Origin of the sequence: Pseudomonas sp. KCJK9111, from assembly GCF_046231935.1 — a bacterium.
GTDB lineage: Bacteria > Pseudomonadota > Gammaproteobacteria > Pseudomonadales > Pseudomonadaceae > Aquipseudomonas > Aquipseudomonas parafulva_B.
This window is the reverse complement of the sequence record NZ_JBJJMO010000008.1, coordinates 1-25504: the sequence shown is the minus strand read 5'-3', so window position 1 is coordinate 25504 and position 25504 is coordinate 1. Positions and strand designations below refer to the sequence as shown.

General features: G+C 59.2%; 21 protein-coding genes. 12 read left to right on the top strand and 9 right to left on the bottom strand.

Going from position 1 to position 25504, the window contains the following annotated elements; translation table 11 throughout:
• Positions 1–35 precede the first annotated feature (35 nt).
• From glyQ to ACK59L_RS05350, 4 genes are read left to right on the top strand one after another with little or no spacing between them, the layout of a single operon-like run.
• The gene (gene glyQ, locus ACK59L_RS05365; protein ID WP_023532379.1) at positions 36–983 is read left to right on the top strand and encodes a glycine--tRNA ligase subunit alpha; all 948 of its coding nucleotides are present in this window, start codon (positions 36–38) and stop codon (positions 981–983) included.
• The gene (gene glyS / locus ACK59L_RS05360) at positions 980–3034 is read left to right on the top strand and encodes a glycine--tRNA ligase subunit beta (protein ID WP_058602700.1); all 2055 of its coding nucleotides are present in this window, start codon (positions 980–982) and stop codon (positions 3032–3034) included. Before glyQ ends, glyS begins: the two co-directional genes overlap by 4 nt.
• Positions 3035–3037: 3 nt before the next feature.
• The gene (gmhB, locus tag ACK59L_RS05355) at positions 3038–3565 is read left to right on the top strand and encodes a D-glycero-beta-D-manno-heptose 1,7-bisphosphate 7-phosphatase (protein ID WP_196136879.1); all 528 of its coding nucleotides are present in this window, start codon (positions 3038–3040) and stop codon (positions 3563–3565) included.
• Between the two features lie 47 nt (positions 3566–3612).
• Positions 3613–4395, top strand: coding sequence for a 1-acyl-sn-glycerol-3-phosphate acyltransferase (locus tag ACK59L_RS05350; protein ID WP_144963808.1), 783 nt, complete (start codon positions 3613–3615; stop codon positions 4393–4395).
• Between the two features lie 179 nt (positions 4396–4574).
• Here the strand turns inward: ACK59L_RS05350 and ACK59L_RS05345 are convergent, their stop codons facing one another.
• Together ACK59L_RS05345 and ACK59L_RS05340 are read right to left on the bottom strand one after the other, a co-directional pair.
• Positions 4575–6194 (bottom strand): MFS transporter, encoded by a 1620-nt coding sequence (locus tag ACK59L_RS05345; protein WP_058602703.1) that lies wholly within the window; start codon positions 6192–6194, stop codon positions 4575–4577.
• 93 nt (positions 6195–6287) lie between these two features.
• Positions 6288–7934, bottom strand: a complete 1647-nt coding sequence (locus ACK59L_RS05340; protein ID WP_409272283.1) for a GMC family oxidoreductase — start codon at positions 7932–7934, stop codon at positions 6288–6290.
• A gap of 169 nt (positions 7935–8103) precedes the next feature.
• Between ACK59L_RS05340 and ACK59L_RS05335 the strand changes: the two genes are divergently transcribed.
• On the top strand, positions 8104–8991 hold the full coding sequence (locus tag ACK59L_RS05335) for a LysR family transcriptional regulator (RefSeq protein WP_409272281.1): 888 nt from the start codon (positions 8104–8106) through the stop codon (positions 8989–8991).
• Here the strand turns inward: ACK59L_RS05335 and ACK59L_RS05330 are convergent.
• The 3 genes from ACK59L_RS05330 to ACK59L_RS05320 are packed head-to-tail and all read right to left on the bottom strand — an operon-like array spanning position 8980 to position 11988.
• Positions 8980–9798, bottom strand: coding sequence for a sulfite exporter TauE/SafE family protein (locus ACK59L_RS05330; RefSeq protein WP_409272369.1), 819 nt, complete (start codon positions 9796–9798; stop codon positions 8980–8982). The two genes, ACK59L_RS05335 and ACK59L_RS05330, sit on opposite strands and share 12 nt — an antisense overlap.
• Positions 9795–11066 carry an FAD/NAD(P)-binding oxidoreductase gene (locus ACK59L_RS05325; protein ID WP_409272279.1) on the bottom strand — a complete coding sequence of 424 codons (1272 nt, stop codon included), beginning with the start codon at positions 11064–11066 and terminating at the stop codon, positions 9795–9797. Before ACK59L_RS05325 ends, ACK59L_RS05330 begins: the two co-directional genes overlap by 4 nt.
• A 37-nt stretch (positions 11067–11103) precedes the next feature.
• Entirely contained in the window at positions 11104–11988 is an 885-nt protein-coding gene (locus ACK59L_RS05320; RefSeq protein ID WP_058602706.1) for an MBL fold metallo-hydrolase, read from the bottom strand.
• A 231-nt stretch (positions 11989–12219) separates the two neighbouring features.
• Here ACK59L_RS05320 and ACK59L_RS05315 point away from each other — a divergent pair, with 231 nt between their 5' ends.
• Both ACK59L_RS05315 and ACK59L_RS05310 read left to right on the top strand, forming a co-directional pair.
• Positions 12220–13518, top strand: coding sequence for a sigma-54 interaction domain-containing protein (locus ACK59L_RS05315; RefSeq protein ID WP_409272276.1), 1299 nt, complete (start codon positions 12220–12222; stop codon positions 13516–13518).
• Positions 13519–13693: 175 nt separating this feature from the next.
• Positions 13694–14431: an SDR family oxidoreductase gene (locus tag ACK59L_RS05310; protein ID WP_196136873.1), complete on the top strand. Its 738-nt coding sequence runs from the start codon at positions 13694–13696 to the stop codon at positions 14429–14431.
• 136 nt (positions 14432–14567) lie between these two features.
• Here the strand turns inward: ACK59L_RS05310 and gyrB are convergent, their stop codons facing one another.
• The 4 genes from gyrB to dnaA are packed head-to-tail and all read right to left on the bottom strand — an operon-like array spanning position 14568 to position 20781.
• Complete coding sequence (gene gyrB, locus ACK59L_RS05305; protein WP_027913303.1) at positions 14568–16988, bottom strand: DNA topoisomerase (ATP-hydrolyzing) subunit B; 2421 nt, start codon at positions 16986–16988, stop codon at positions 14568–14570.
• 4 nt (positions 16989–16992) lie between these two features.
• Positions 16993–18096, bottom strand: coding sequence for a DNA replication/repair protein RecF (gene recF, locus ACK59L_RS05300; RefSeq protein ID WP_409272273.1), 1104 nt, complete (start codon positions 18094–18096; stop codon positions 16993–16995).
• A gap of 14 nt (positions 18097–18110) precedes the next feature.
• Positions 18111–19214, bottom strand: a complete 1104-nt coding sequence (dnaN, locus tag ACK59L_RS05295) for a DNA polymerase III subunit beta (RefSeq protein ID WP_023532585.1) — start codon at positions 19212–19214, stop codon at positions 18111–18113.
• Positions 19215–19254: 40 nt separating this feature from the next.
• Positions 19255–20781: a chromosomal replication initiator protein DnaA gene (dnaA, locus tag ACK59L_RS05290; RefSeq protein WP_100850523.1), complete on the bottom strand. Its 1527-nt coding sequence runs from the start codon at positions 20779–20781 to the stop codon at positions 19255–19257.
• 598 nt (positions 20782–21379) lie between these two features.
• Between dnaA and rpmH the strand changes: the two genes are divergently transcribed.
• From rpmH to mnmE, 5 genes are all read left to right on the top strand, one after another.
• Positions 21380–21514: a 50S ribosomal protein L34 gene (gene rpmH / locus ACK59L_RS05285; RefSeq protein ID WP_003253163.1), complete on the top strand. Its 135-nt coding sequence runs from the start codon at positions 21380–21382 to the stop codon at positions 21512–21514.
• A 13-nt stretch (positions 21515–21527) separates the two neighbouring features.
• Complete coding sequence (rnpA, locus tag ACK59L_RS05280) at positions 21528–21932, top strand: ribonuclease P protein component (protein ID WP_058603069.1); 405 nt, start codon at positions 21528–21530, stop codon at positions 21930–21932.
• Positions 21925–22170, top strand: coding sequence for a membrane protein insertion efficiency factor YidD (gene yidD, locus ACK59L_RS05275; protein WP_078477749.1), 246 nt, complete (start codon positions 21925–21927; stop codon positions 22168–22170). The genes rnpA and yidD overlap by 8 nt, the downstream gene beginning before the upstream one ends.
• A gap of 2 nt (positions 22171–22172) precedes the next feature.
• Positions 22173–23861 carry a membrane protein insertase YidC gene (yidC, locus tag ACK59L_RS05270; RefSeq protein WP_058638772.1) on the top strand — a complete coding sequence of 563 codons (1689 nt, stop codon included), beginning with the start codon at positions 22173–22175 and terminating at the stop codon, positions 23859–23861.
• A gap of 86 nt (positions 23862–23947) precedes the next feature.
• Positions 23948–25318, top strand: a complete 1371-nt coding sequence (gene mnmE, locus ACK59L_RS05265) for a tRNA uridine-5-carboxymethylaminomethyl(34) synthesis GTPase MnmE (protein ID WP_409272269.1) — start codon at positions 23948–23950, stop codon at positions 25316–25318.
• The last annotated feature ends 186 nt before the right edge of the window (positions 25319–25504 follow it).

Genomic DNA, 25504 nt, shown 5'->3' with positions numbered 1-25504 from the left:
CTTTACATCCGCATCCCCAGATACAGGTGAATTTCGTGAGCCAGCCTACGCCAGCCGTGCGTACCTTCCAAGACCTGATCCTCGCCCTGCAGAACTACTGGGCCGAGCAAGGTTGTGTGGTGCTTCAGCCCTACGATATGGAAGTAGGCGCCGGCACTTTCCACACCGCTACCTTCCTGCGCGCAGTGGGTCCAGAAACCTGGAACGCCGCCTACGTGCAGCCGAGCCGTCGCCCTGCCGACGGGCGGTATGGCGAAAACCCCAACCGCCTGCAGCATTACTATCAATTCCAGGTGGTGCTCAAGCCCAACCCGGCCAACTTCCAGGAGCTGTACCTCGGCTCGCTGAAGGCCATCGGTCTGGACCCGTTGGTGCACGACATTCGCTTCGTCGAAGACAACTGGGAATCGCCAACCCTCGGCGCTTGGGGCCTGGGCTGGGAAATCTGGCTCAATGGCATGGAGGTGACCCAGTTCACCTATTTCCAGCAGGTCGGTGGTATCGAATGCTACCCGGTGACCGGTGAAATCACCTATGGCCTGGAGCGCCTGGCCATGTATATCCAGGGCGTGGACTCGGTCTACGACCTGGTATGGGCCGATGGTCCGTTCGGCAAGGTCAGCTACGGCGACGTGTTCCACCAGAACGAAGTGGAGCAGTCGACCTACAACTTCGAGCACGCCAACGTCGAGAAACTGTTCGAGCTGTTCGACTTCTACGAGAGCGAAGCCAACCGCCTGATCAAGCTGGAGCTGCCGTTGCCGACCTATGAAATGGTCCTCAAGGCATCCCATACGTTCAACCTGCTCGATGCCCGTCGCGCCATCTCGGTGACCGAGCGCCAGCGTTACATCCTGCGGGTGCGAACCCTGGCCCGCGACGTGGCGCAAAGCTACCTGCAGGCCCGTGCGCGCATGGGCTTCCCGATGGCGACCCCCGAACTGCGTGACGAAGTGTTGGCTAAGCTGGAGGCTGCACAATGAGTGCTCAAGATTTCCTGGTAGAACTGGGCACCGAAGAGCTGCCACCCAAGGCCCTTGCGACCCTGGGCGACGCGTTCCTGGCCGGTATCGAAAAAGGCCTGCAAGCTGCTGGCCTGAACTACACCGGCAAATCGGTCTACGCCGCGCCGCGTCGCCTGGCGGTGCTGATCCGTCAACTCGATGTGCAGCAGCCTGACCGCAGCATCAACATCGATGGCCCGCCCTTGCAAGCGGCCTTCAATGCAGAAGGCGAGCCGACCCAGGCTGCACTGGGCTTTGCCAAGAAGTGCGGTGTGGAGCTGGCCGACATCGACCGTAGCGGCCCCAAGCTGCGCTTCTCCCAGCACATCCCCGGCAAGGCGACCGCAGGCCTGCTGCCGACCATCGTCGAAGACTCGCTCAACGACCTGCCTATTCCCAAGCGCATGCGCTGGGCGGCAAGCCGTGAAGAGTTCGTGCGTCCGACCCAATGGCTGGTGATGCTGCTGGGCGATCAGGTGGTCGACTGCACCCTGTTGTCCCAGAAAGCCGGCCGCCAATCGCGCGGGCACCGCTTCCACCATCCGGAAAACGTCACCATCAGCGCCCCGGCCAACTATGTCGAAGACATGCGCAAGGCCTACGTGCTGGCCGATTTCAGTGAGCGTCGCGACCTGATCGCCAAACGCACCGCCGAGCTGGCCATGCAGCAGGAAGGCACCGCCATCGTGCCGCCCGCGTTGCTGGACGAGGTGACCGCGCTGGTCGAATGGCCGGTACCGCTGGTGTGCTCGTTCGAAGAGCGTTTCCTGGAAGTGCCGCAAGAAGCCTTGATCACCACCATGCAGGACAACCAGAAGTACTTTTGCCTGCTCGATAGCGAAGGCAAGCTGCTGCCGCGCTTCATCACCGTGGCCAACGTCGAGAGCCGCGACCCCAAGCAGATCGTGCAGGGTAATGAAAAGGTCGTGCGTCCGCGCCTGACCGACGCCGAGTTCTTCTTCAAGCAGGACAAGAAGCAACCGCTGGAAACCTTCAACGAGCGCTTGAAGAATGTGGTGTTCCAGGCCCAGCTGGGTACGGTCTATGACAAGGCCGAGCGGGTATCGAAACTGGCAGCATTCATTGCGCCCTTGATTGGCGGCGATGCTCAACGAGCCGCGCGTGCCGGCTTGCTGTCCAAGTGCGACCTGGCCACGGAAATGGTCGGTGAGTTCCCAGAGATGCAGGGCGTAGCCGGCTACTATTACGCGCTCAACGACGATGAACCGCAGGATGTGGCGCTGGCGCTGAACGAGCAGTACATGCCACGCGGTGCTGGTGCAGAACTGCCTCAGACCTTGACCGGTGCTGCCGTCGCCATCGCCGACAAGCTCGATACCCTGGTGGGTATCTTCGGCATCGGCATGCTGCCAACCGGCAGCAAGGACCCGTACGCCCTGCGCCGCGCCGCACTGGGCGTGCTGCGCATCCTGATCGAGAAGCAGCTGGACCTGGACCTGACCGGTGCCGTGCAGTTCGCGGTCAAGCAATACGGGGCCAAGGTCAAGGCTGCCGGGCTGGCTGACCAGGTGCTGGAGTTCATCTTCGACAGGCTGCGTGCTCGTTACGAAGACGAAGGCATCGACGTCGCCACCTACCTTTCGGTTCGCGCGCTTCAGCCGGGTTCTGCACTGGACTTCGATCAGCGCGTTCAGGCTGTCCAGGCCTTCCGCAAGCTGCCCGAAGCCGAGGCACTGGCCGCCGTCAACAAGCGCGTGTCGAACCTGTTGAGCAAGGCAGAAGGCGCCATCGCCGAACAGGTCGAGCCCAAGTACTTCGACAACGCCAACGAGTTCTCGCTGTACTCGGCTATCCAGCAAGCCGATCAGGCTGTGCAACCGATGGCTGCTGCACGCCAGTACAGCGAGTCGCTGGCGCGCCTTGCCGCACTGCGTGACCCGGTCGATGCCTTCTTCGAGGCCGTGATGGTGAATGCCGAGGACGCCAAGGTACGCGCCAACCGATATGCCCTGCTCAGCCGTCTGCGTGGGCTGTTCCTGGGTGTGGCCGACATTTCGCTGCTGGGGTAGGCCTTGAAACTGCTGATTCTCGATCGTGACGGGGTCATCAACCAGGACTCCGACGCCTATATCAAGTCGCTGGATGAATGGGTGCCCATCCCTGGCGCCATCGAGGCGATCGCGCAGTTGAGCAAAGCGGGCTGGACGGTGGCCGTGGCCACCAACCAGTCCGGTATCGCCCGTGGTTATTACCCAATCGCGACGCTCGAGGCCATGCACGCGCGCTTGCGCATGCTGGTGGCCGAGCAGGGCGGTGAGGTGGGGCATATCGTGTATTGCCCGCATGGCCCAGATGAAGGCTGCGACTGCCGCAAGCCCAAGCCGGGCCTGTTGCGGGCCATCGCCGAGCATTACCAGGCAAGCCTTGAGGGCGTCTGGTTCGTGGGCGATAGCCAAAGTGACCTACAGGCTGCGCTGGCCGTCGATGCACAACCTGTTCTAGTAAAGACAGGCAAAGGCGAACGCACCCTTGAGAAGGGCGTTCCGGCCTCAACCCTGATCTATGACGATCTGGCTGCCATCGCCAGAGCACTTATCTAAACGGTGCGCCTTTGGGCGCACTTTTCTAAAAGCGGGCAAGTCCCGCAATGGTACGAACCACTATGTCGATCCTGCAGGCGATCAGAGTCTTTCTTTTTTACCTGCTGCTGGGTACCAGTTCGCTGCTCTGGTGCTCGCTGAGCTTCTTCGTTGCGCCATTTCTGTCGTTCCCCAAGCGCTACAGATTCATCAATGTGTACTGGTGCCGCTGCGCTATTTTCCTGGCACGCGTCATCGTAGGCATCGATTACAAGATTACCGGCGCTGAAAACGTGCCAGCCGAGCCCTGCGTGATCTTGTCGAATCACCAGAGCACCTGGGAGACGTTTTTCCTGTCCCAGTATTTCTCGCCGCTTAGCCAAGTGCTCAAGCGTGAACTGCTGTATGTGCCTTTCTTTGGCTGGGCCATGGCCATGCTGCGCCCCATTGCCATCGACCGCGACAACCCCAAGGAAGCCTTGCGCCAGGTGGCCAAGAAGGGCGATGAACTGCTCAAGCAGAAAACCTGGGTCCTTATTTTCCCAGAGGGCACACGCGTACCTTTTGGCACGGTGGGCAAGTTCTCTCGAGGCGGAACGGCGCTGGCGGTAAACGCTGGGCTACCGGTATTGCCCATTGCCCATAATGCCGGCAAGTACTGGCCGAAGAATGGCTGGGGCAAGCACGCTGGCACCATCGAAGTGGTGATCGGCGAACCCATGTACGCCAACGGCACAGGCCCTCGCGCCATCGCCGAACTCAATGACCGCGCCCAGGCCTGGAACGAAGCCACCCAACGGGCCCTGGGCTCTGTTGCGCAGGTCGAAGAAAGCACGCAGGCCCAGGCCTGAGCCGCTTGTGGATAACGTGTGAGCAAATTATGGATTAGCTGTTTCGAAAATTAGCTAAGCCTATGAATTTGCTGCATATTTGTTCTTTATTGATTTTTTGGAAAAACGTGCATAAGTTTTTTCACGGCATAAAAAAACCGGCTTTTAGAGCCGGTTTTTTGTGGCTGCGGTTTAGCGAATCACACCTTGTCGATGTCCACATCCTTGGTCTCTTTGAGACAGAAGATGCCCACTACCAGGCTGATACCTGTGACCAGTACCGGATACCACAACCCGTAGAAAATATCCCCGGTGTAGACCACCAAGGCGAACGATACCGTGGGCAGGAAACCGCCGAACCAGCCATTGCCGATGTGATAGGGCAAGGACATGGAGGTGTACCGGATACGCGTAGGGAACAGCTCGACCATCACGGCAGCCAGCGGTCCATAGGTCATGGTGGCGATCAGGATCATGGCTACGATCAACACGACCACCATCACGCTGTTGACTTGGGCCGGATCAGCCTTGGCGGGATACCCTGCCTGCTCGACCGCCGCGCGCATGGCCGCCTCGTCATAGCCATTGATGGTCTTGTCGCCGATGCTCACGACCACGTCGCTGCCATCAACGCTTACCGAGTTGTAGGGTAAGCCCTGCTTGACCAGGAAGGTCTTTACCTTGTCGCAAGGGCTATCAAAGCGGGCTTTGCCCACAGGGTCGAACTGGAAGGTGCAACCTTTCGGGTCAGCGGTGACGACGATGGGCGCCTGGCGGCTGGCGGTGTCGATCTGCGGGTTGGCGTAGAAGCTAAGGGCCTTGAACAAGGGGAAGTAGAGCACCGTGGCCAACAGCAGGCCCAGCATCAATATCGGTTTGCGCCCAATCCGATCGGACAGCCATCCAAAGAACACGAAAAACGGCGCCCCGATCACCACGCTGATGATCAGCAGCGTGTTGGCCTGGGCCGGGTCCATCTTCAACATCTGGGTCATGAAAAACAGCACGTAGAACTGTGCCGTATAGAAGGTGACAGCCTGACCCGCATTGATACTGAACAGCGCCGTGAGCACGACCTTCAGGTTTGGCCAGGACGTAAACGACTCACGGATTGGCGATTTGCTGATCTTGCCCTGTGCCTTCATTTTCACGAAGGCCGGGGACTCGTGCATGCTCATCCGGATCCAGGTCGAGATCCCCAACAGCACGATGGACAGCAGAAACGGCAGCCGCCAGCCCCAGGTTTCGAACTGATCGCCACTCACGTAACGGCTGCCCAGTACCACTAGCAATGACAGCAACAGACCCAAGGTGGCGGTGGACTGAATGAACCCAGTATGGAACCCCCGCTTGCCAGGTGGCGCATGTTCGGCCACGTAGGTGGCTGCACCGCCGTACTCACCGCCCAGCGCCAGGCCTTGCAGCATGCGCAACACGACCAGGATGATCGGCGCTGCGATGCCGATGCTGGCATAGGTGGGCAAAAGGCCAACGGCGAACGTGGACAGTCCCATCAGCACGATGGTGATGAGAAAGGTGTACTTACGCCCGATCATGTCCCCCAGGCGGCCGAACACCAGCGCGCCAAACGGTCGCACCAGGAAGCCGGCGGCAAACGCCATCAGTGCAAAGATGAACGCGGTGGTGTCGTTGACGCCCGCGAAAAACTGCTTGCTGATCACGGCAGCCAGGGCGCCGTAGAGGAAAAAGTCGTACCACTCGAAAACCGTACCGAGCGATGACGCGAAGATGATCTTGCGTTCTTCACGACGACTGGGGCGGCTGGCGGCCGCATCCTGCTCTTGGATGTAATCCGACATCGTTGCTGTCCTCGGCCCGCAGGCCACAGTGATTATTCTTGTTGTTCCACTGCCGACAGCGTCCGACTACGCGCTGTCGTATTGCACACCCGGTCAGGGTGTTGGTACTGCATCCTGGTTGAGGAAGGTCGTAGTGGCTGCTCCTTTCAAAATAAGCTGCGCCGCCTTCTCGGCGATCATCAGGGTAGGTGAACAGGTATTGCCCGACGTGATCTGGGGCATGATCGATGCGTCTGCCACGCGAAGGCCTGGGATGCCATGAACACGAAGCTGGTCATCGACCACATCCATGGGGCCATTGCCCATGCGGCAGGTCCCTACGGGATGGAAGATCGTCGTGCCTATCTTGCCCGCCGCTTCGTGCAGCTGTTCTTCGGTCTGCAGGGCAGGCCCTGGCAGATATTCCTTGGGCGCAAAGGCGGCCAGGGCAGGGGCCTGCACAATGCGCCGGGTGAGACGAATGGCGTCGGCGGCGACGCGCAGGTCCTGGGGGTCGCTTAGGTAATTGGGGTCGATCAAGGGCGCGCTGTGCATGTCTGCACTGCAAATATCGATACGTCCACGGCTCAGTGGCCGCAAATTGCACACCGAAGCCGTGAAGGCTGGAAACTGATGCAACGGCTCGCCAAAACGCTCCAGTGACAGAGGCTGCACGTGGTACTGCAAGTTCGCTGTGGCCTGGTCGGGGCTCGAGCGGACGAAGGCGCCCAGCTGGCTCGGGGCCATGGCCAGCGGACCGCTGCGATCGTACAGGTAGCGCAGGCCCATGCCCATCTTCCCCCACAGGCTATTGGCCATCTGGTTGAGGGTACGTGCGTTGCCGATCTGGTAGATCAGCCGTAGTTGCAAGTGATCCTGCAGGTTGCTACCCACACCCGGCACGGCATGGCGTACCCCGATACCCAGGCCCTCCAGCAACTGCTGTGGACCAATGCCCGAGCGTTGCAGGATGCCGGGCGAGCCTACTGCACCTGCACACAGCACAATCTCTCGTCGCGCCGAGAACTCGTGCCAGCTACCCTGCCAATAGGCTTTAACTGCGCGAGCACGCGTGTTGCTGAGCAGCACCTGGTCCACCTGCACATCGGTCAGGACACTCAGGTTAGGGCGGTGTTTGATGGGGCGCAGAAAAGCTTTGGATGCGTTCCAGCGAACACCGCTGCGCTGGTTGACCTGAAAATATCCACAGCCTTCGTTGTCACCCGTATTGAAGTCATCGACCTTGGTGATACCCGTCTGCTCGGCTGCATCGCGGAAAGCGTCGAGGATCGGCCAGCTGTAGCGCTGGCGCTCTACACGCCATTCACCGCTACTACCATGGTGTTCGCTGGCACCGCCATGGTGGCTTTCGCTTTGCTTGAACAGCGGCAACACGTCTTTCCAGGCCCAGCCCCGGTTGCCTAGGCTAGCCCAGTGGTCGTAGTCAGCTGCCTGGCCACGCATGTAAATCATGCCATTGATCGAAGAGCACCCGCCTAGGACCTTGCCACGAGGGTAACCCAGCGATCGACCTTGCAGCCCAGGCTGGGCCTCGGTCTTGAAGCACCAGTCCGTGCGCGGGTTACCGATGCAGTACAGGTAGCCCACTGGCACGTGAATCCAAGGGTAGTTATCCCGCCCACCGGCTTCGAGCAGCAGCACCCGGCATGACGGGTCGGCAGACAACCGGTTTGCCAGCAAGCAGCCAGCGGGGCCGGCACCCACGATCACATAGTCGTAGGCAGAATCGACTGATGACATAGAGGACCTCAGGGCCTGTTTTTGTTCTTGTCCACAACCAGCTTAGTGAGTAATTTCGCGGAAGAAACACGCGATTTCGCGCACCCGTTGTGCGTTTAAGCACAGCGATGCCTCTCGGAACGTCGGCGCCTACTACCTAGGCGCACGATACTCATGTTCAAGGACCAGCATGTTCGATTGGAATGATTTGCGGTTTTTCCTGGAGCTGCAACGCAGCGGGCGCTTGTTGACGGCCGCCAAGCGTCTGGAGACGACCCACAGCACCGTTGCGCGTCACATCGAGCGTATCGAGCAGAGCCTGGGCACTGCATTGTTCGTTCAGCATGCGCAGGGGTATGAGCTGACGCCGTCGGGTCAGGCACTGCTCAAACATGCCGAAGCCATGGAGAACACCGCCTTGCTGGCGCAGGAGGAAATCACCCAGGCCATCACGCCGCTTGGCAAGATCCGCCTCGGCGTCACGGAGGGGATCGGCATCATGTTCTTCACGCCACGGATGAATGAGCTGTTCGAGCGCTACCCTGGCCTGGAAGTGGAGTTGGTTGCGGTGCCGCGTTTCGTCAGCATCCTCAACCGTGAAGCGGAAATCAGCATTCACCTGGAAAGGCCAAGTGCAGACTTGCTGATCACCCGCAAGCTGACCGACTACCGGCTGGCCCTCTATGCCAGCGCAGCGTACCTGGAGCGTGCCGCGCCATTGCGCAACCGCGAAGACCTGGCGCGCCACAGTTGGATCGGCTACGTGGACGACTTGCTGTTCAGTCAGGAGCTGCTGTTTCTCAACAGCTTCAGCCGATCGCCGAACGTGGTGTTTCGCAGTACCAGCGTGATTGCCCAGCAAGCGGCGGCGCGTGCTGGGCTGGGTATCGCCGTACTACCCAACTACATGGCGCGGAACGACCCGACGTTGGTTAGGGTGCTGCCGGGGGAAACCATCCAGCGCAGTTATTGGATATGCACCCGGCGCGAACTGCATAAATCCGTGCGCCTGCGCGTGGTATGGGATTATCTGTTGAACCTGTGTGCCGCCGAGCAGGATGCGCTGCTAGCCCCCTAGCGCTTTGCTGATCAACAACGCCGCTGCGGCCCAGCCTGCGATGGCGAACAGTTGTTGCAGGCGGGGGCCCTCCAGCCTTGCCGCCAGTGGCCGGGCCACCAGCAGGCCCAGTACCGCACCTAGCGCAAATGGCGCACCCACCTGCCAGCGCATGCTCCCTGCAAGGGTGGCGGTAGCGACACTGCCCAAGGCGACCAGCGCGATGACTGCCAGGGAGGTAGAGACGATGCTGACCATACGCAAGTTGGTGTAGCGTCGCAGGGCAGGGACGATGACAAAGCCGCCGCCCACACCCAGCAGGCCTGACAGCAACCCCGACAGCGCCCCGGTGCCGGCAAGCGCCCGAGCGCACGGAAGCGTCCAGCGTAACCGGCCCTGCAGAGGGTTGAGTACACAGGGCTCGATGAAGCGATGTGCACCTGAGTCTGCACCAATCAATTGCTGACGGGCCTTCAACCAGGTGCGCATGCACGCGTAGATCAGGATGCCTGCAAACATCAGCTGCAGCGGTGCGTTGGGCAAGCGGTGCGCGAGCATCAGCCCCAGGGGCGTGAACACGATGCCCACTGCTGCGATGAACAGGGCCGCACGGTAGCGCACCACGCCATGGCGCAAGCCCAAGCCGGCACCCACCGCCGCCGACAGCCCCACCGCCAGCAAACCGATCGGGGCGGCCTGCGCCATCGAAAGTCCCAGGCCGAACACCAGCAACGGCACCGCAAGGATGCCGCCACCGGCACCGGTCAGTGCCAAGACCGCGCCGATGATCGTGCCTAGGCCTGTACTGAGCCACGCCTGATCGATCACTGGGCTGCCTCGGTCGTGCTTGCCACCGGCTTGGCCAGCCATTCACGGCCCTTGAGCATGCCTTGCCAGTACAAGGGTGGTAGCAGGCGAGCTTTGAGCAGCCAGGCCAGCCGTGTGGGTTTGCGGCCGTCAAGGAGCCACTGGGGAAAGCTCGGCTTGAGCGCGCCACCATAGCCAAACTCGGCCAGCACGATCTTGCCGCGCTCGACCGTCAGTGGGCAGGAGCCGTAGCCATCATAGTGCGCCAGGCCCGTGCGTCGGCCCAGGGCCACCAATACATTGTTGGCCACTACCGGCGCTTGCTTGCGTGCAGCGGCTGCCGTCTTCGCGTTGCTGGCATTGATCACGTCCCCAAGGGCGTGCACATGGGCGAAGGTACGATGGCGCAGGGTCGCGGGATCCACATCCACCCAGCCAGCGCCATCGGCGAGGCAGCTGTGACGAATGAAGTCGGGTGCGACCTGCGGCGGTACCACATGCAGCATGTCGAACGGCTCGGTGCGAAGGTGCTGAGTGCCATCCGCAAACGTATGGGCGAACACAGCCTGCTGCTTCGGTCCATCCACCGCGATCAGCCGATGGCCGAAGTTGAGGTCTACCGAGTACTTGTCGATGTACGCCATCAAGGCAGGCACATAGGCCGGCACCCCGAACAAGGCATTGCCGGCGTTGAAAAAGCTGGCTCGCACGGTGCCCAGTCGGCCCTGGCGCAGCCAGTGGTCGCACGAAAGGTACAGCGCTTTTTGCGGTGCGCCAGCGCATTTGATGGGCATGGGCGGCTGGCAGAACACGGCGCGGCCTTGCTTGAGGCCTTGCACCAACTCCCAGGTATAGGGCGCCAGGTCATAGCGGTAATTGGACGTGACGCCATGCTCGCCCAGGGTATCGGCCAGCCCATCGATGGCCGCCCAATCCAGCTTCAATCCGGGGCAGACCACCAGCTGTTCATAGGTGAAAGCCCTGCCATCTGCCAGCAGGACCTTGCGACACTGTGCATCGAACCCCTGCACCTGTGACTTGATCCAGCGCACCGCGCGAGGGATGACGGACGACATCGGCCGAGCCGTGCTCGGGGCATCGAAGACCCCGGCACCGACCATGGTCCAGCCGGGTTGGTAGTAATGGACCTCGGCGGGGTCTATCAGGGCGATGTCCAGCGAGCGGTCGCGCTTGAGCAGGCTGGACGCCGTTGCAATGCCGGCAGCACCGGCGCCTATGATGATGATCTGGTGATGAAAGGCTGGGACGGAAGAGGGCACGGCGGGCATGGTTGATCCTGACTGTCTGGTTATGGGATGTGCCTGACTACAGCGAATTGAGGGGAATCTTCAGGTAGCGCACCCCATTGGCTTCAGGCGCTGGGAACTGGCCGCTGCGCATGTTCACCTGGACGGCGGGCAGGATCAGGACAGGCATGTCCAGCGTTCGATCACGCGCTTGGCGCATGGCAACGAAGCTGTCTTCGTCGATACCCTGGTGGATGTGAATGTTCTGAGTGCGCTGCTCGGCCACGGTGGTCATGTACCGCAGCTCGCGCCCTTCGGGCAGGTAGTCGTGGCACATGAACAGCCGGGTGCCATCTCCAAGGGCCAGGAGGCGGTGGATCGACCGATACAGGGTCCGAGCATCGGCGCCAGGGAAGTCGCATCGCGCAGTCCCGTAGTCCGGCATGAACAGCGTGTCGCCGACGAAGACTGCCGACTCGCCTTCATGCTCGATGAGGTAGCTCATGCAGGCAGGCGTATGGCCAGGGGTATGCAGGGCTTGAGCCTGCAGATTGCCTATCTGGAAAATGTCTCCATCGTCGAACAGTACGTCGAACTGGCTGCCATCACGGGCGAAGCCAGGTTCAGCGTTGAACAAACTGCCGAAGACTTTCTGGACCTGGGTGATGCAAGCGCCAATTGCAATGCGGCCTCCCAGCTTGTCTTTGAGATAGGCAGCAGCGGACAGGTGATCTGCATGCACATGGGTTTCCAATATCCACTGCACCTGGGCGCCAAGCGCTTTCACGCGTTCGATCAGGCAATCTGCAGAGGCTGTGGTCACGCGCCCAGCCTTCGGGTCGTAATCCAAAACGCTGTCGATCAAGGCGCAAGCACGCGTTTCGCCATCCATGACCAGGTAGCTGATGGTTGAGGTGGCGCTGTCGAAGAACGCTTCCACGTGAAGGTTATTGCCAATGATCATTCAAGTCTCCCATTCGGCTCCCCTCGTTGGCTGCATTGATCCAGAGGGCGCCATACCTATCCCCATCAAGATGCATGCCACCCCACTGATGCTCGCCTGCAGCCCAGAATTGGCGGAGTGACAGGCAACTGGCAGCTTCGTTGGCAGTGAACAGTGGCAGTCAGGTGTCAGTCGATGGCAGCAGCTGGCAGTCCTTGCTACCCTCGAACTCGTTATCCGACTGGTGCCGTCATGTCCGAACCTCACCCTTCCGTGCTTGCCTTGGTGTCTTTCCTGGAGCACGACGTACTGCCCGCCATCGTGCTAGACACCGACTACAACATTCTGGCCGCCAACGCCGCTTATCGACGTCAGTTCGGCCAGGACCAGCAGGCGCCGCTTGGGCAGAAATGTCACAAGGTCTCACACCATTACCACGTTCCCTGCGACCAGGCCGGCGAGGACTGCCCGATGCGCAAGGCCTGGTCCAGCAAGGTGCCCGAGCGTGTGCTGCATGTGCATCACACCCCACGCGGGCCGGAACATGTGGATGTCGAACTTCGGCCGATCCTGGATGAGCAGGGCAGGGTGATTGCTTTCGTCGAACGGCTCACCCGTATCGTCATCGCATCTGCCCAGCCTCAGGAACAGGGCCTCGTGGGCCAGGCACCTGCCTTCAAGGCGGCATTGGCCAGCTTGCAACGTGCGGCGCCGGCTGACATCCCTGTCTTGCTCCAGGGTGAGTCCGGCACCGGCAAGGAACTGTTCGCGCGCGCATTGCACATGGGCAGCCCCAGGGCCGATGGGCCCTTGGTCGTGGTCGATTGCACCAGCCTGACGGAGGCGCTTTTCGAAAGCGAACTGTTCGGTTATGAGAAGGGCGCATTCACCGGTGCGCACCAGCGCAAGACCGGCCTGGCGGAAGCTGCCCATGGCGGTACGCTGTTCCTGGACGAGATAGGTGAGGTGCCCTTGGCCATGCAGGTCAAGCTGTTGCGCTTGATCGAAACCGGCAGCTTCCGGCCTGTAGGTAGCCTGCGCACCGTGCATTCGGACTTCAGACTGGTGTCGGCAACCCATAAACCCTTGAGGCAGATGGTGGCCGACGGCACATTCAGGGAGGACCTGTACTATCGGATCAGTGGTTTTCCCATCCGCATGCCTGCACTGCGCGAGCGTAGCGAGGATTTGCCTCTGCTGATCCAAAGCCTGCTGAAAAGAATCGCAGGGCCCAGCGCGCCCACGCTCGGTGATGCAGCACTCGATCAACTGATGATGTATCCGTTTCCGGGGAACATCCGCGAGCTACGCAACATCCTGGAGCGGGCACGTCTGTTTGCCGACGAAGGCGTCATTGAGCCGGAACACTTGCCCGAAGAGGTGGTGTCGCTCCCTGCCGAAGTGCGCGCCAACGCAAGTCGACCGGCAGATCTCATACAGGTGCTCAGTCATTTCAAGGGGTCGCGCAGTGAGCTGGCCAAGTACTTGGGGATCAGCGAACGTACGTTGTATCGGCGCTTGAAAGCGGCGGGCATTGCCGACGTACATTGACGCCCTGCACGCAAGCCGAACCCGGGGCATTGCTCGCCCTCGTCGCACGTCGCGCTTGCAGAATCATGCAAGCGATTGGCAGAAATCGCATAACCCGTACCACCTCATGCCTCCTAATCTTGGGTCTACCCGCTGCCATCAAGGTGGCTTTTCCAAGCTGAAGCAGGAGCGACATATGGACGGTATTCAAGGCAAAGTCGTCGTCATCACCGGGGCCAGCAGTGGTATCGGTGAAGCAACAGCCCGCTTGCTCGCAGGCAAAGGCGCCAGCGTAGTGCTGGGTGCCCGCCGCATTGATCGCCTACATGCGGTCGCCAACGAGCTTCGCTTGGCGGGAGGTACAGCCGATGTACAGGCGCTGGATGTCACGCGCTTGGACAGCATGCAGTCCTTCGTTGAGTTCGCCATGTCGCTGCATGGTCGCATTGACGTCCTCATCAATAACGCTGGGGTCATGCCGCTTTCAAAACTCGAAGCACTCAAGGTCCAAGAGTGGGACCGGATGATTGACGTGAACATTCGAGGCGTGCTGCATGGCATCGCCGCGGCGCTTCCAGTGATGCAGCAACAGCGTGCAGGGCAGATCATCAATATCGCATCCATTGGGGCCTATGCGGTTAGCCCAACGGCTGCAGTGTACTGCGCCACCAAATATGCGGTACGTGCGATTTCTGAAGGTCTGCGTCAAGAAGTAGGGGGCGACATTCGGGTGACGCTGATCGCGCCGGGCGTCACCGAGTCGGAGCTGGCTGATAGCATTTCGGATGCAGGCGGCCGAGCGGAGATGCAGGCGTTTCGCAAGGTCGCAATACCTGCTTCAGCCATCGCTCAAGCGATAGCGTATGCGGTTGCGCAACCGGCAGAGGTGGATGTCAGTGAACTGATCGTGCGGCCCACTGCAAGTCCGTTCTGAGTTTTACCCTTGAGCCGATGAGGGTGAGCTTGCCTACCCAAAGATCGGGAAAGAAAAAGCCCGCTGGCGCGGGCTTGATGATGACCGGTTAAACTCGAATTTCGAAGCTACCCGGTCATGTGACGGTCGAGGCTAATCAGAAGTCCAGGTTGGACACCGACAGTGCATTGCTTTCGATGAAGTCACGGCGCGGTTCAACGGCATCACCCATCAGGGTGTTGAAGATCTGGTCAGCCGCGATTGCATCTTCAATCGTGACCTTCAGCATCCGGCGCACTGTTGGGTCCATGGTGGTTTCCCACAGCTGATCCGGGTTCATCTCGCCCAACCCTTTATAGCGCTGGATGGTATGGCGCTTGGTGGTCTCGTTCATCAACCAGTCCAGGCCTTCCTTGAACTCGACGATGGCTTTGCGGCGCTCGCCACGCTGCACATAAGCGCCTTCGCCCAACAGGCTGGACAGCTTGGCACCTACGTTGACTACGGTGCGGTAGTCGTTGCTGCCGAAGAAGTCACGGTTGAACGTGATGTAACTGGCAAGCCCGTGGGAGGTAATTTCCACCTCAGGCAGCCATACGTTACGTTCCTTGTCTTCACGCAGGCTGGCCTTGTAGACCAGGCCCGATTTCTGGGTCGAATTCAGGCGCTCATGCAACTGGTTCTTCCAGGCTTCCATCACGGCATGATCACCCAGCTGCTCGAGGGTGACTTCAGGCAGATAGATAAAGTGCTCGGTTAGCTCCTGCGGGTACAAGCGCGACAGACGCTTGAGGGTCTTCATCACACCGCGGAACTCGTTGACCAGGGCTTCCAGTTGCACGCCGGATACCGGTGGCGCGGACTCGTCCAGGTGCAGGCTGGCGTCTTCCAGGGCCGATTGGGTCATGTACTCTTCCATGGCCTCATCGTCCTTGATGTACTGCTCCTGCTTGCCGCGCTTGACCTTGTACAGCGGTGGCTGGGCGATGTAGATGTAACCGCGCTCGACCAGCTCCGGCAATTGGCGGAAGAAAAAGGTCAGCAGCAACGTACGAATGTGCGAACCGTCAACGTCAGCATCGGTCATGATGATGATGTTGTGATACCGCAGTTTTTCAATGTTGTACTCTTCCCGACCAATGCCGCAGCCCAGCGCAGTGATCAATGTCCCCACTTCCTGGGACGAGATCATCTTGTCGAACCGAGCTTTCTCCACGTTCAGGATCTTGCCTTTGAGCGGCAGGATGGCCTGGGTCCGACGGTTACGCCCCTGCTTCGCAGAGCCGCCTGCGGAGTCACCCTCGACCAGGTAGAGTTCAGACAGGGCAGGGTCCTTCTCCTGGCAGTCAGCCAGCTTGCCCGGCAAGCCCGCGATATCCAGTGCACCCTTACGGCGGGTCATCTCACGCGCTTTGCGGGCAGCTTCACGAGCGCGCGCAGCATCGATCATCTTCCCGACGACAGCCTTGGCTTCGTTCGGGTTTTCCAGCAGGAAATCGGAGAAGTACTTGTTCATCTCCTGCTCGACAGCGGTTTTCACTTCCGACGAAACCAGCTTGTCTTTAGTCTGCGAGCTGAACTTGGGATCGGGCACCTTGACCGAAATGATCGCAGTCAGGCCTTCACGAGCGTCGTCCCCGGTGGTCGAAACCTTGTTCTTCTTTGCCAGGCCTTCTTGCTCGATGTAACTGTTCAGGCTGCGGGTTAACGAGGAACGGAAGCCTACCAAGTGCGTACCGCCATCACGCTGCGGGATGTTGTTGGTAAAGCACAGCAGGTTCTCGTTGAAGCTGTCGTTCCACTGGAGAGCAACTTCTACGCCCACACCGTCTTCACGCTGCACGCTGAAGTGGAACACCTGGGCGTTTACCGGCGTCTTGTTGGTATTCAAGTACTCGACGAACGCCCGCAGGCCGCCTTCGTATTTGAAGAACTCTTCCTTACCACTGCGCTCGTCTTTCAGCAGAATGCCAACGCCCGAGTTCAGGAAAGACAGTTCACGAATGCGCTTGGCCAGGATGTCCCAGCTGAAGTGAATATTCTTGAATGTCTCAGCGGACGGCTTGAAGTGAATATGAGTACCGGTCGTCTCGCTCTCGCCAACTATCGCCATCGGCGCCTGAGGCACACCATGGACATACGTCTGCTCCCAGATCTTGCCACTGCGACGTACCGTCAGTATCAGTTGCTCGGACAATGCGTTGACGACCGAAACACCTACCCCGTGCAATCCACCGGATACCTTGTAGGAGTTGTCATCGAACTTACCGCCTGCGTGCAGCACCGTCATGATGACTTCTGCTGCCGACACGCCCTCTTCTTTATGCACATCGACCGGAATGCCACGGCCGTTGTCACGTACGCTGATGGATTCATCAGGGTGGATAATTACCGTGATGTCGTCGCAATGGCCGGCCAGGGCTTCGTCGATGGAGTTGTCGACCACCTCGAATACCATGTGGTGCAGGCCGCTACCATCATCGGTGTCGCCAATGTACATGCCGGGACGCTTGCGCACGGCATCCAAACCTTTTAGCACCTTGATGCTGGAGGAGTCGTACGTCTGATTTTCGCTCATGCCTTCACTCCCGATGGTCGTGGGTCTGGGTGATACGGCCCTGTTCCACGTGGAACAAAGCAACCGGCGTTTCCGTCTGCCAGCCTTCCCTCAATAATTCATGATCTACACAGGTGATGAATACCTGGCAGCGTAATTCTTCAAGCAAGCGACACAGTGCACGGCGATGTTGCTCATCGAGCTCCGATGGCAAATCGTCCACGAGATAAATGCAGTGGCCGCGCCGCGCTTGGCCAACCAAATGACCTTGAGCTATCCGCAGTGCGCATACCACCAGCTTTTGTTGGCCACGGGACAGGATGTCTGCTGCGTTGTTTGCAGCTAATCGAAGTCGCAAATCTGCCCGTTGCGGACCCGCCTGCGTGTGTCCCATCTGCTGGTCACGGAAGATAGAAGCAGCCAACACATCCTGCAGTTCACGGTCTTTGTCCCAGCCTCGGTAATAGCTCAAGGTCAGACCGTCGAGTTCAAGCAACTCGCCCAGGGTCTTTTCGAATACAGGTTTCAGGGCCTTGATGTATTCGCGGCGGTACTCATCTATTTCAGCGCTGGCCAAGCACAACTCTCGGTCCCAAGCGGCTTGCGAAGCTGGGTCAAGTGTACCATGCCGCAACCATGAGTTCCGCTGCCGGAGGGCCTTCTGCAGGCGCTGCCACGCAGGCATGAAACGGGGTTCCACGTGGAACACACCCCAATCCAGGAACTGCCGTCTGATCTTTGGGGCACCTTCCAGTAGCCGAAAGCTGTCTGGGTTGATGAGCTGCAATGGAAGCAATTCAGCAAGTTGCGCCGCGCTACGCGCATTCTGCCCATCGATCCTGATGGTGAAATCACCCTGACGTTCGCGAGACACCCCGAGGTTGCAGGTACCTCCTTCGGCGAGGAGCACCTCCCCGAATACCGTACAAGACGCTTGCTCATACTGGATTACCGGGTTCAAGCGCGTACTTCGAAAGGATCGAGCCAGGCCGAGCAAATGAACGGCCTCAAGAAGACTTGTCTTGCCGCTCCCGTTATCGCCGTAGAGCACGTTGATGCGCGGGGAGGGGGAGAGCGTCACCGGGTGCAGATTTCGCACCCCGGTGACGATGATACGCCTAAGTGACATTGGGCCTGCTTTGCTTACAGCCGCATCGGCATGACAACGTACGAAGAGTCGTCATTGCCTGCCTCCTGCAGCAATGCACTGCTATTGGAGTCTGACAAAATCAGGCGTACCTGCTCAGTAGTCATCACGCCCAGCACATCCAGCAGGTAGCTGACGTTGAAACCGATCTCAAGCGAGCTGCCGTCGTAATCGACACTGATTTCTTCCTCAGCCTCTTCCTGCTCGGGGTTATTGGCTTGGATCTTCAACTGGCCGGCAGCAAGCAACAAACGAATCCCGCGGTACTTTTCGTTGGACAGGATCGCGGTGCGGCTGAATGCCTCGCGCAAAGCTTGGCGATCGCCGATTACCAGTTTGTCACCACCCTTGGGCAGCACGCGCTCGTAGTCAGGGAATTTCCCGTCGACGAGCTTGGAAGTGAATGTGAATTCACCTGTTGTTGCGCGGATATGGTGCTGGCCAAGCACGATGCTAACCATGCCTTCAGGCTCGGTCAGCAAGCGAGCAAGCTCAAGAATACCTTTACGCGGCACGATCACCTGGTGGCGGTCGTCCTGTTCGATCGGTGCACTCATCGAGCACAAGGCCAGGCGATGACCATCCGTGGAAACGGCGCGCAGGGTATTGCGCGAAACCTCCAGCAGCATACCGTTAAGGTAGTAACGGACGTCTTGCTGGGCCATGGCGAAGCTGGTGCGCTCGATCAATCGGCGCAGTTTGCTCTGCTCCAGATTGCACGTGAGCGAGCCAGGGCCTTCTTCAACGGTCGGGAAATCATTGGCAGGCAATGTCGACAGTGTGAAGCGGCTACGCCCGGCCTTGACCAGCAGTTTCTGCTCATCGAGCTTGATGTCGATCAGCACGTCACTGGGCAGGCTTTTGCAAATGTCCATCAGCTTGCGGGCTGGGACAGTGATCTCGCCAGGCTCGGCGGGTTCTTCGAGTTGCACACGGCCAACCAGTTCAACCTCAAGGTCGGTACCGGTCAGCGACAGTTGCTGGCCTTGTACGACCAGCAAAACATTGGAAAGCACCGGCAACGTCTGCCGGCGCTCGACGACACCTGCCACCAGTTGCAGAGGTTTGAGCAAGGCTTCGCGTTGAATGGTGAAATGCATGGTCTAGTCCCTTGCCTTCATATGGCTGCGCTGACGCCCCTCAGGTCGTCAGCGTGCGCAGCAGGTTCTTGTAGTCCTCACGGATATCCGCGTCGGATTCTTTCAGTTCATTGATCTTGCGGCAGGCATGCAACACAGTCGTATGGTCGCGCCCACCAAACATGTCGCCGATTTCTGGCAAGCTGTGGTTGGTCAGCTCCTTGGAGAGCGCCATCGCCACCTGGCGTGGACGTGCCACCGAACGGGACCGGCGTTTTGACAACAGATCAGAGATCTTGATCTTGTAGTACTCGGCCACCGTACGCTGGATGTTATCCACACTCACCAGCTTGTCTTGCAATGCCAGAAGGTCCTTCAGGGATTCGCGGATCAATTCGATGGTGATGTCGCGCCCCATGAAGTGCGAATGAGCAATCACTCGCTTCAGGGCGCCCTCGAGCTCACGCACGTTCGACCGAATACGCTGAGCGATGAAGAAGGCGGCATCGTGCGGCAGTTCCACCTTGGCCTGATCGGCCTTTTTCATCAGGATCGCGACGCGCGTTTCCAGTTCCGGCGGCTCTACGGCCACCGTGAGGCCCCAGCCAAAGCGCGATTTAAGGCGTTCCTCGAGCCCTTCGATTTCCTTGGGGTACCGATCGGAGGTGAGAATCACCTGCTGGCCACCTTCAAGCAATGCGTTAAAGGTGTGGAAAAACTCTTCCTGTGAACGCTCCTTGCGCGCGAAGAACTGAATGTCATCAATGAGCAACGCATCGACCGAGCGGTAGAAGCGCTTGAACTCGTTGATCGCATTGAGCTGAAGTGCCTTGACCATATCGGCGACGAAGCGCTCGGAATGCAGGTACACCACCTTGGCATTCGGGTTCTTTCTGAGCAGGTGGTTACCCACGGCATGCATGAGGTGGGTTTTACCCAGGCCCACACCGCCATAAAGGAACAATGGGTTGTAACCGTGCTTGGGGTTGTCGGCAACTTGCCAGGCGGCAGCACGGGCCAGCTGGTTCGACTTGCCTTCCACAAAGGTGTCGAACGTGAACGTGCGGTTCAGGTAGCTGGTGTGCTTGAGGGCACCCTCTACCTGTACCGTGCGCTGCTCCGTCCTACCCGTGGGGGCCTGAGCAGGTTCGGCCATGGCATCGAAGCTATCCCTCGAAGAAGGCTCGACCACATCGTTGGCGTTTGCAGGCGCGGGGTCAAGTGTCGCCGCTGGAGCAGGCTCGGACGGCGTGACGGCGGGGGCCTTGGGCGTCGTTTGAACCAGGGAGGCTGCAACAGCTGCGCTTACCGGGGCATTAGGTGCTGCACGGGGCGCAGAGCTGCGCCGGCTGCCAATAAGCAGCGACAACGCGGGGGCTATGCCCGTGCCTTTTTCTCCCAAAAGCTCAAGCAAACGCCCCAGGTACTTTTCATTGACCCAATCGAGAACGAAACGGTTAGGCGCATAGACGCGCAACTCGTCGCCTTCGGCTTCGACCTGTAACGGACGGATCCAGGTGTTGAATTGCTGGGCAGGCAGTTCATCGCGCAGAAGCTCCACGCACTGCTGCCAAAGTTCCACTGACACGGATATCCCCTGAGCTTGAAAGCCACGAAGGCTGAAACAAACGGCCATTGTACCGGGCACGCGCTCAGTTATCCACATGCAGGCACGTCGGCATTCATGGCAAACCAGCCATTAAATGACCGAAACACCACTTATACACTGTGCATAAGCCTTGTGCATAACTAGACCTAAGGGCTATGCACAACCCTATGAATCGACCTGTGCATAACCTGCCTGTGCATAAAAGCTGCACTTATGCACAGCTTAAATTCAAGCCTGCAACAGCTGTAGCACGGCTTTCAAACAGGGTTCAAAAATGCTGTACACCCCTTAAATCAAGGGCTACAGCAGGTTATCCACAGAAAGTTATCCACTTAAGAGTATTAAGATCTTTAAAGAAGCTTTTTATATGTCTTTCTTATTTTTCATGTTGAGCGGTGTTGTCTTGCCGAGCTTCATATAGGTGTCCGTGCCGCTAGCCCAGGCCTACGCCCGTTCATCCCACACCTAAAGGAAAGGTTGGTTGGAAATTGACCTATGGGCTTGCTTTCTCTAGAATCGCCGGTCTCTTAAAAGGGGGCCATCCCGGCCCGTCGTCGACAAACCCAGGTAACACGCCATGAAACGTACTTTCCAACCAAGCACCATCAAGCGCGCGCGCACTCACGGTTTCCGTGCCCGTATGGCTACCAAGAACGGCCGCGCTGTTCTGTCGCGTCGTCGTGCCAAAGGCCGTAAGCGTCTGGCCATTTGATTTTTCGGCACAGGTGGTGAGTCAGGACTTCAGTCGGGAAAAGCGACTGCTTACACCCCGGCATTTCAAAGCGGTCTTCGACTCCCCAACCGGCAAGGTTCCAGGGAAAAACCTGCTGATCCTTGCTCGCGAGAACGGTCTGGATCACCCGCGCCTAGGCCTGGTGATCGGCAAGAAAAGCGTCAAGCTCGCCGTTCAACGCAACCGCCTCAAGCGCTTGATGCGCGATTCCTTTCGTCTGAACCAGCATTCACTTGCCGGGTTGGATATCGTGATCGTCGCGCGCAAGGGATTGGGTGAGATAGAAAACCCGGAATTGCACCAACACTTCGGCAAACTCTGGAAACGCCTGGCGCGCAGCCGACCGGCACCAGCAGTCTCCGCCGATTGCGCAGGGGTAAGCAGCCAAGATGCGTAAACTGGCACTCGTTCCGATCCAGTTTTACCGTTATGCCATTAGTCCTCTGATGGCCAGCCACTGCCGTTTCTACCCCAGTTGCTCTTGTTACGCCTACGAAGCCATCGAAAACCACGGTCTCTGGCGTGGTGGATGGCTAGCCGTTCGTCGCCTGGGGCGTTGTCATCCGTGGAACGACGGCGGTTTCGACCCCGTTCCACCCGCTCCTTCCTCCCGAACTTCTTCGATAGCCGAGTAATCATGGATATTAAACGCACGATCCTGATCGTCGCCCTGGCAATCGTGTCCTACGTCATGGTCCTTAAATGGAACCAGGACTACGGCCAGGCTGCCCTGCCGACTCAGAATACTGCTGCCAGCACGAACAACCCTGGTTTGCCCGATGGCGTACCTGCCGGTAATGCCGGTGCTGGTGCCAGCGCCGATGTGCCAAGCGCCACTGCTGAAACCCGCACTGCCGATCTGGCACCCGTGGCTGTCAGCAAGGATCTGATCCGGGTCAAGACCGATGTGCTGGACTTGGCTATCGATCCGGTAGGTGGTGACGTCGTCCAATTGAACCTGCCGCAGTATCCACGCCGTCAGGACCATCCGGATATCCCGTTCCAATTGTTCGACAACGGTGCAGAGCGCGTCTATCTCGCGCAAAGCGGGTTGACCGGTGCCAACGGTCCAGATGCCCGTTCGACCGGTCGCCCCCTCTACGCTGCTGATCAGAAGCGTTATCAGTTGGCCGATGGTCAGGACCAGTTGGTGGTAGACCTGAAGTTCAGCGACAACGGGGTCAACTACATCAAGCGCTTCAGCTTCAAGCGCGGCGAGTATGACCTGAACGTCAGCTACCTGATCGACAACCAGAGCAGCCAGGCCTGGAGCGGCAACATGTTCGCCCAGCTCAAGCGCGATGCCAGTTCCGATCCGTCGTCGAGCACTGCCACCGGCACCGCGACCTACTTGGGTGCGGCCCTGTGGACACCTTCGGAGCCCTACAAAAAGGTCTCGATGAAGGACATCGACAAAGGTAGTTTGAAAGAAAATGTGTCCGGCGGTTGGGTAGCATGGCTTCAGCACTACTTCGTGACCGCATGGATCCCGGCCAAGTCCGACAACAATGTGGTGCAAACCCGCAAGGACAGCCAGGGCAACTACATCATCGGCTACACCGGCCCGGCTATCAGCGTACCTGCGGGCGGCAAGGCCGAAACCAGCGCCATGCTGTATGCCGGTCCGAAGATCCAGTCCAAGCTCAAGGAGTTGTCCCCAGGCCTGGAGCTGACCGTCGACTACGGTTTCCTGTGGTTCATCGCCCAGCCGATCTTCTGGCTCCTGCAACATATCCACAGCCTGCTGGGTAACTGGGGCTGGTCGATCATCGTGCTGACCATGCTCATCAAGGGCCTGTTCTTCCCGCTGTCTGCTGCCAGCTACCGTTCCATGGCACGTATGCGTGCTGTTTCGCCCAAGCTCGCAGCGCTCAAGGAACGCTTCGGCGATGATCGCCAGAAGATGTCCCAGGCGATGATGGAGCTGTACAAGAAAGAGAAAATCAACCCGCTGGGCGGTTGCTTGCCAATCCTGGTCCAGATGCCAGTATTCCTGGCCCTCTACTGGGTACTGCTGGAAAGCGTCGAGATGCGTCAGGCACCTTGGATGCTGTGGATTACCGACCTGTCGATCAAGGATCCGTTCTTCATCCTGCCGATCATCATGGGCGCTACCATGTTCATTCAGCAGCGCCTGAACCCGACCCCGCCGGATCCGATGCAGGCCAAGGTGATGAAAATGATGCCGATCATCTTCACCTTCTTCTTCCTGTGGTTCCCAGCCGGTCTGGTGCTGTACTGGGTTGTGAACAACTGCCTGTCCATCACGCAGCAGTGGTACATCACGCGCAGCATCGAGGCCGCCAACAAGAAAGCGGCTGCCTGACGGGCTGCTACGCTAGCTTGTGAATAAAACGCCCCCTCGTGGGGCGTTTTTGCTATCTGTCGTATTTGTCGTAGAGGCTCCCCAGCATGAATACTGTGCGTGAAACCATTGCCGCCATCGCAACTGCCCAAGGCCGCGGCGGCGTAGGCATCGTGAGGTTGTCAGGACCACTGGCTGCCCAGGCGGGCCAGTGGATAACCGGCCGCAGCCTGCAACCGCGTCATGCTCATTACGGCCCATTCCGCGACGAGGAGGGGGTGGTACTGGATGAAGGTATCGCGCTGTTCTTTCCGGGGCCCAACTCATTCACCGGTGAAGATGTACTTGAGTTGCAAGGCCATGGCGGCCCCGTGGTCCTGGATATGCTGCTACAGCGCTGTGTACAACTGGGGTGTCGCCTGGCCAGGCCAGGGGAGTTCAGCGAGCGGGCATTTCTCAATGACAAGCTTGACCTGGCTCAAGCCGAGGCCATCGCCGATTTGATCGAAGCCTGCTCCAGCCAGGCAGCGCGAAACGCACTGCGATCGCTGCAGGGCGAATTTTCAAGACATGTCCACAGCCTCACCGAAGCGTTGATCGCGCTGCGCATCTACGTGGAGGCCGCCATTGATTTTCCCGAGGAAGAAATCGACTTCCTGGCCGATGGCCACGTGCTGTCGATGCTCGATGCCGTCAGGGATCATTTATCCACAGTGCTGCGTGAGGCGGGCCAAGGGGCTTTGCTGCGTGATGGCATGACAGTGGTCATCGCTGGGCGACCCAATGCAGGCAAGTCGAGTCTGCTCAACCAGCTAGCGGGACGTGAAGCGGCGATCGTAACGGACATTGCCGGCACGACCCGGGACACGCTGCGCGAACATATCCACATCGACGGCATGCCGCTTCACGTGGTGGACACAGCTGGGCTACGTTCAACAGATGATCATGTGGAAAAGATCGGTGTCGAGCGAGCGCTACAAGCGATAGGCGAGGCAGACCGGATACTGCTGGTTGTGGACTCCACAGCCCCTGAAGCCGACGATCCCTTTGCTTTATGGCCCGAGTTTCTGGACCAGCGTCCGGATCCAGCACGGGTAACCCTCATACGCAATAAAGCGGATCTGAGTGGGGAGCCAGTAGCGCTGCACCAGGGTGAAGATGGACAAGCCACCATCACGCTGAGCGCCAAAGGAGAGGGTGGGGGCCTGCAGCTGTTGCGCGACCATCTCAAGGCCTGCATGGGCTATGAACAAACCGCTGAAAGTGGTTTCAGCGCCCGTCGACGGCACCTGGATGCCTTGCGCCAGGCCAGTGAGCACCTTGAGCACGGTCGTGCGCAGCTGACCCTCGCAGGTGCAGGTGAATTACTGGCAGAGGACTTGCGTCAGGCGCAGCAGGTGCTTGGGGAAATCACCGGCGCCTTCAGCTCCGACGACTTGTTGGGGCGGATTTTCTCGAGTTTCTGCATCGGCAAGTAATAAACAACCTGGTCCCGGACCAGCCAACCGCCCTTCAGGGGCGGTTTTTTTTGGCTTGGAATAAGCCTCCAGCGAAGGGACAGCCAGGAACGGTAGCCGCTAAGCCCTGTGGAAAACCCTATCTGAGCTCCGTTGATAAGCGCTACTTTCTCTTGAGGATAAATCGCCCTGTGGGTAACCCTCTAT

Excerpts from the sequence above, each read along its gene's own strand:
- glyS (WP_058602700.1), top strand. The coding sequence starts at position 980 with ATGAGTGCTCAAGATTTCCTGGTAGAACTGGGCACCGAAGAGCTGCCA.
- ACK59L_RS05320 (WP_058602706.1), bottom strand. The coding sequence starts at position 11,988 with ATGATCATTGGCAATAACCTTCACGTGGAAGCGTTCTTCGACAGCGCC.
- ACK59L_RS05340 (WP_409272283.1), bottom strand. The coding sequence starts at position 7,934 with ATGTCATCAGTCGATTCTGCCTACGACTATGTGATCGTGGGTGCCGGC.
- mnmE (WP_409272269.1), top strand. The coding sequence starts at position 23,948 with ATGAATACTGTGCGTGAAACCATTGCCGCCATCGCAACTGCCCAAGGC.
- rpmH (WP_003253163.1), top strand. The coding sequence starts at position 21,380 with ATGAAACGTACTTTCCAACCAAGCACCATCAAGCGCGCGCGCACTCAC.
- yidD (WP_078477749.1), top strand. The coding sequence starts at position 21,925 with ATGCGTAAACTGGCACTCGTTCCGATCCAGTTTTACCGTTATGCCATT.
- ACK59L_RS05335 (WP_409272281.1), top strand. The coding sequence starts at position 8,104 with ATGTTCGATTGGAATGATTTGCGGTTTTTCCTGGAGCTGCAACGCAGC.
- ACK59L_RS05345 (WP_058602703.1), bottom strand. The coding sequence starts at position 6,194 with ATGTCGGATTACATCCAAGAGCAGGATGCGGCCGCCAGCCGCCCCAGT.
- ACK59L_RS05350 (WP_144963808.1), top strand. The coding sequence starts at position 3,613 with ATGGTACGAACCACTATGTCGATCCTGCAGGCGATCAGAGTCTTTCTT.
- yidC (WP_058638772.1), top strand. The coding sequence starts at position 22,173 with ATGGATATTAAACGCACGATCCTGATCGTCGCCCTGGCAATCGTGTCC.
- recF (WP_409272273.1), bottom strand. The coding sequence starts at position 18,096 with ATGTCACTTAGGCGTATCATCGTCACCGGGGTGCGAAATCTGCACCCG.
- ACK59L_RS05315 (WP_409272276.1), top strand. The coding sequence starts at position 12,220 with ATGTCCGAACCTCACCCTTCCGTGCTTGCCTTGGTGTCTTTCCTGGAG.
- ACK59L_RS05325 (WP_409272279.1), bottom strand. The coding sequence starts at position 11,066 with ATGCCCGCCGTGCCCTCTTCCGTCCCAGCCTTTCATCACCAGATCATC.
- ACK59L_RS05310 (WP_196136873.1), top strand. The coding sequence starts at position 13,694 with ATGGACGGTATTCAAGGCAAAGTCGTCGTCATCACCGGGGCCAGCAGT.
- gyrB (WP_027913303.1), bottom strand. The coding sequence starts at position 16,988 with ATGAGCGAAAATCAGACGTACGACTCCTCCAGCATCAAGGTGCTAAAA.
- dnaN (WP_023532585.1), bottom strand. The coding sequence starts at position 19,214 with ATGCATTTCACCATTCAACGCGAAGCCTTGCTCAAACCTCTGCAACTG.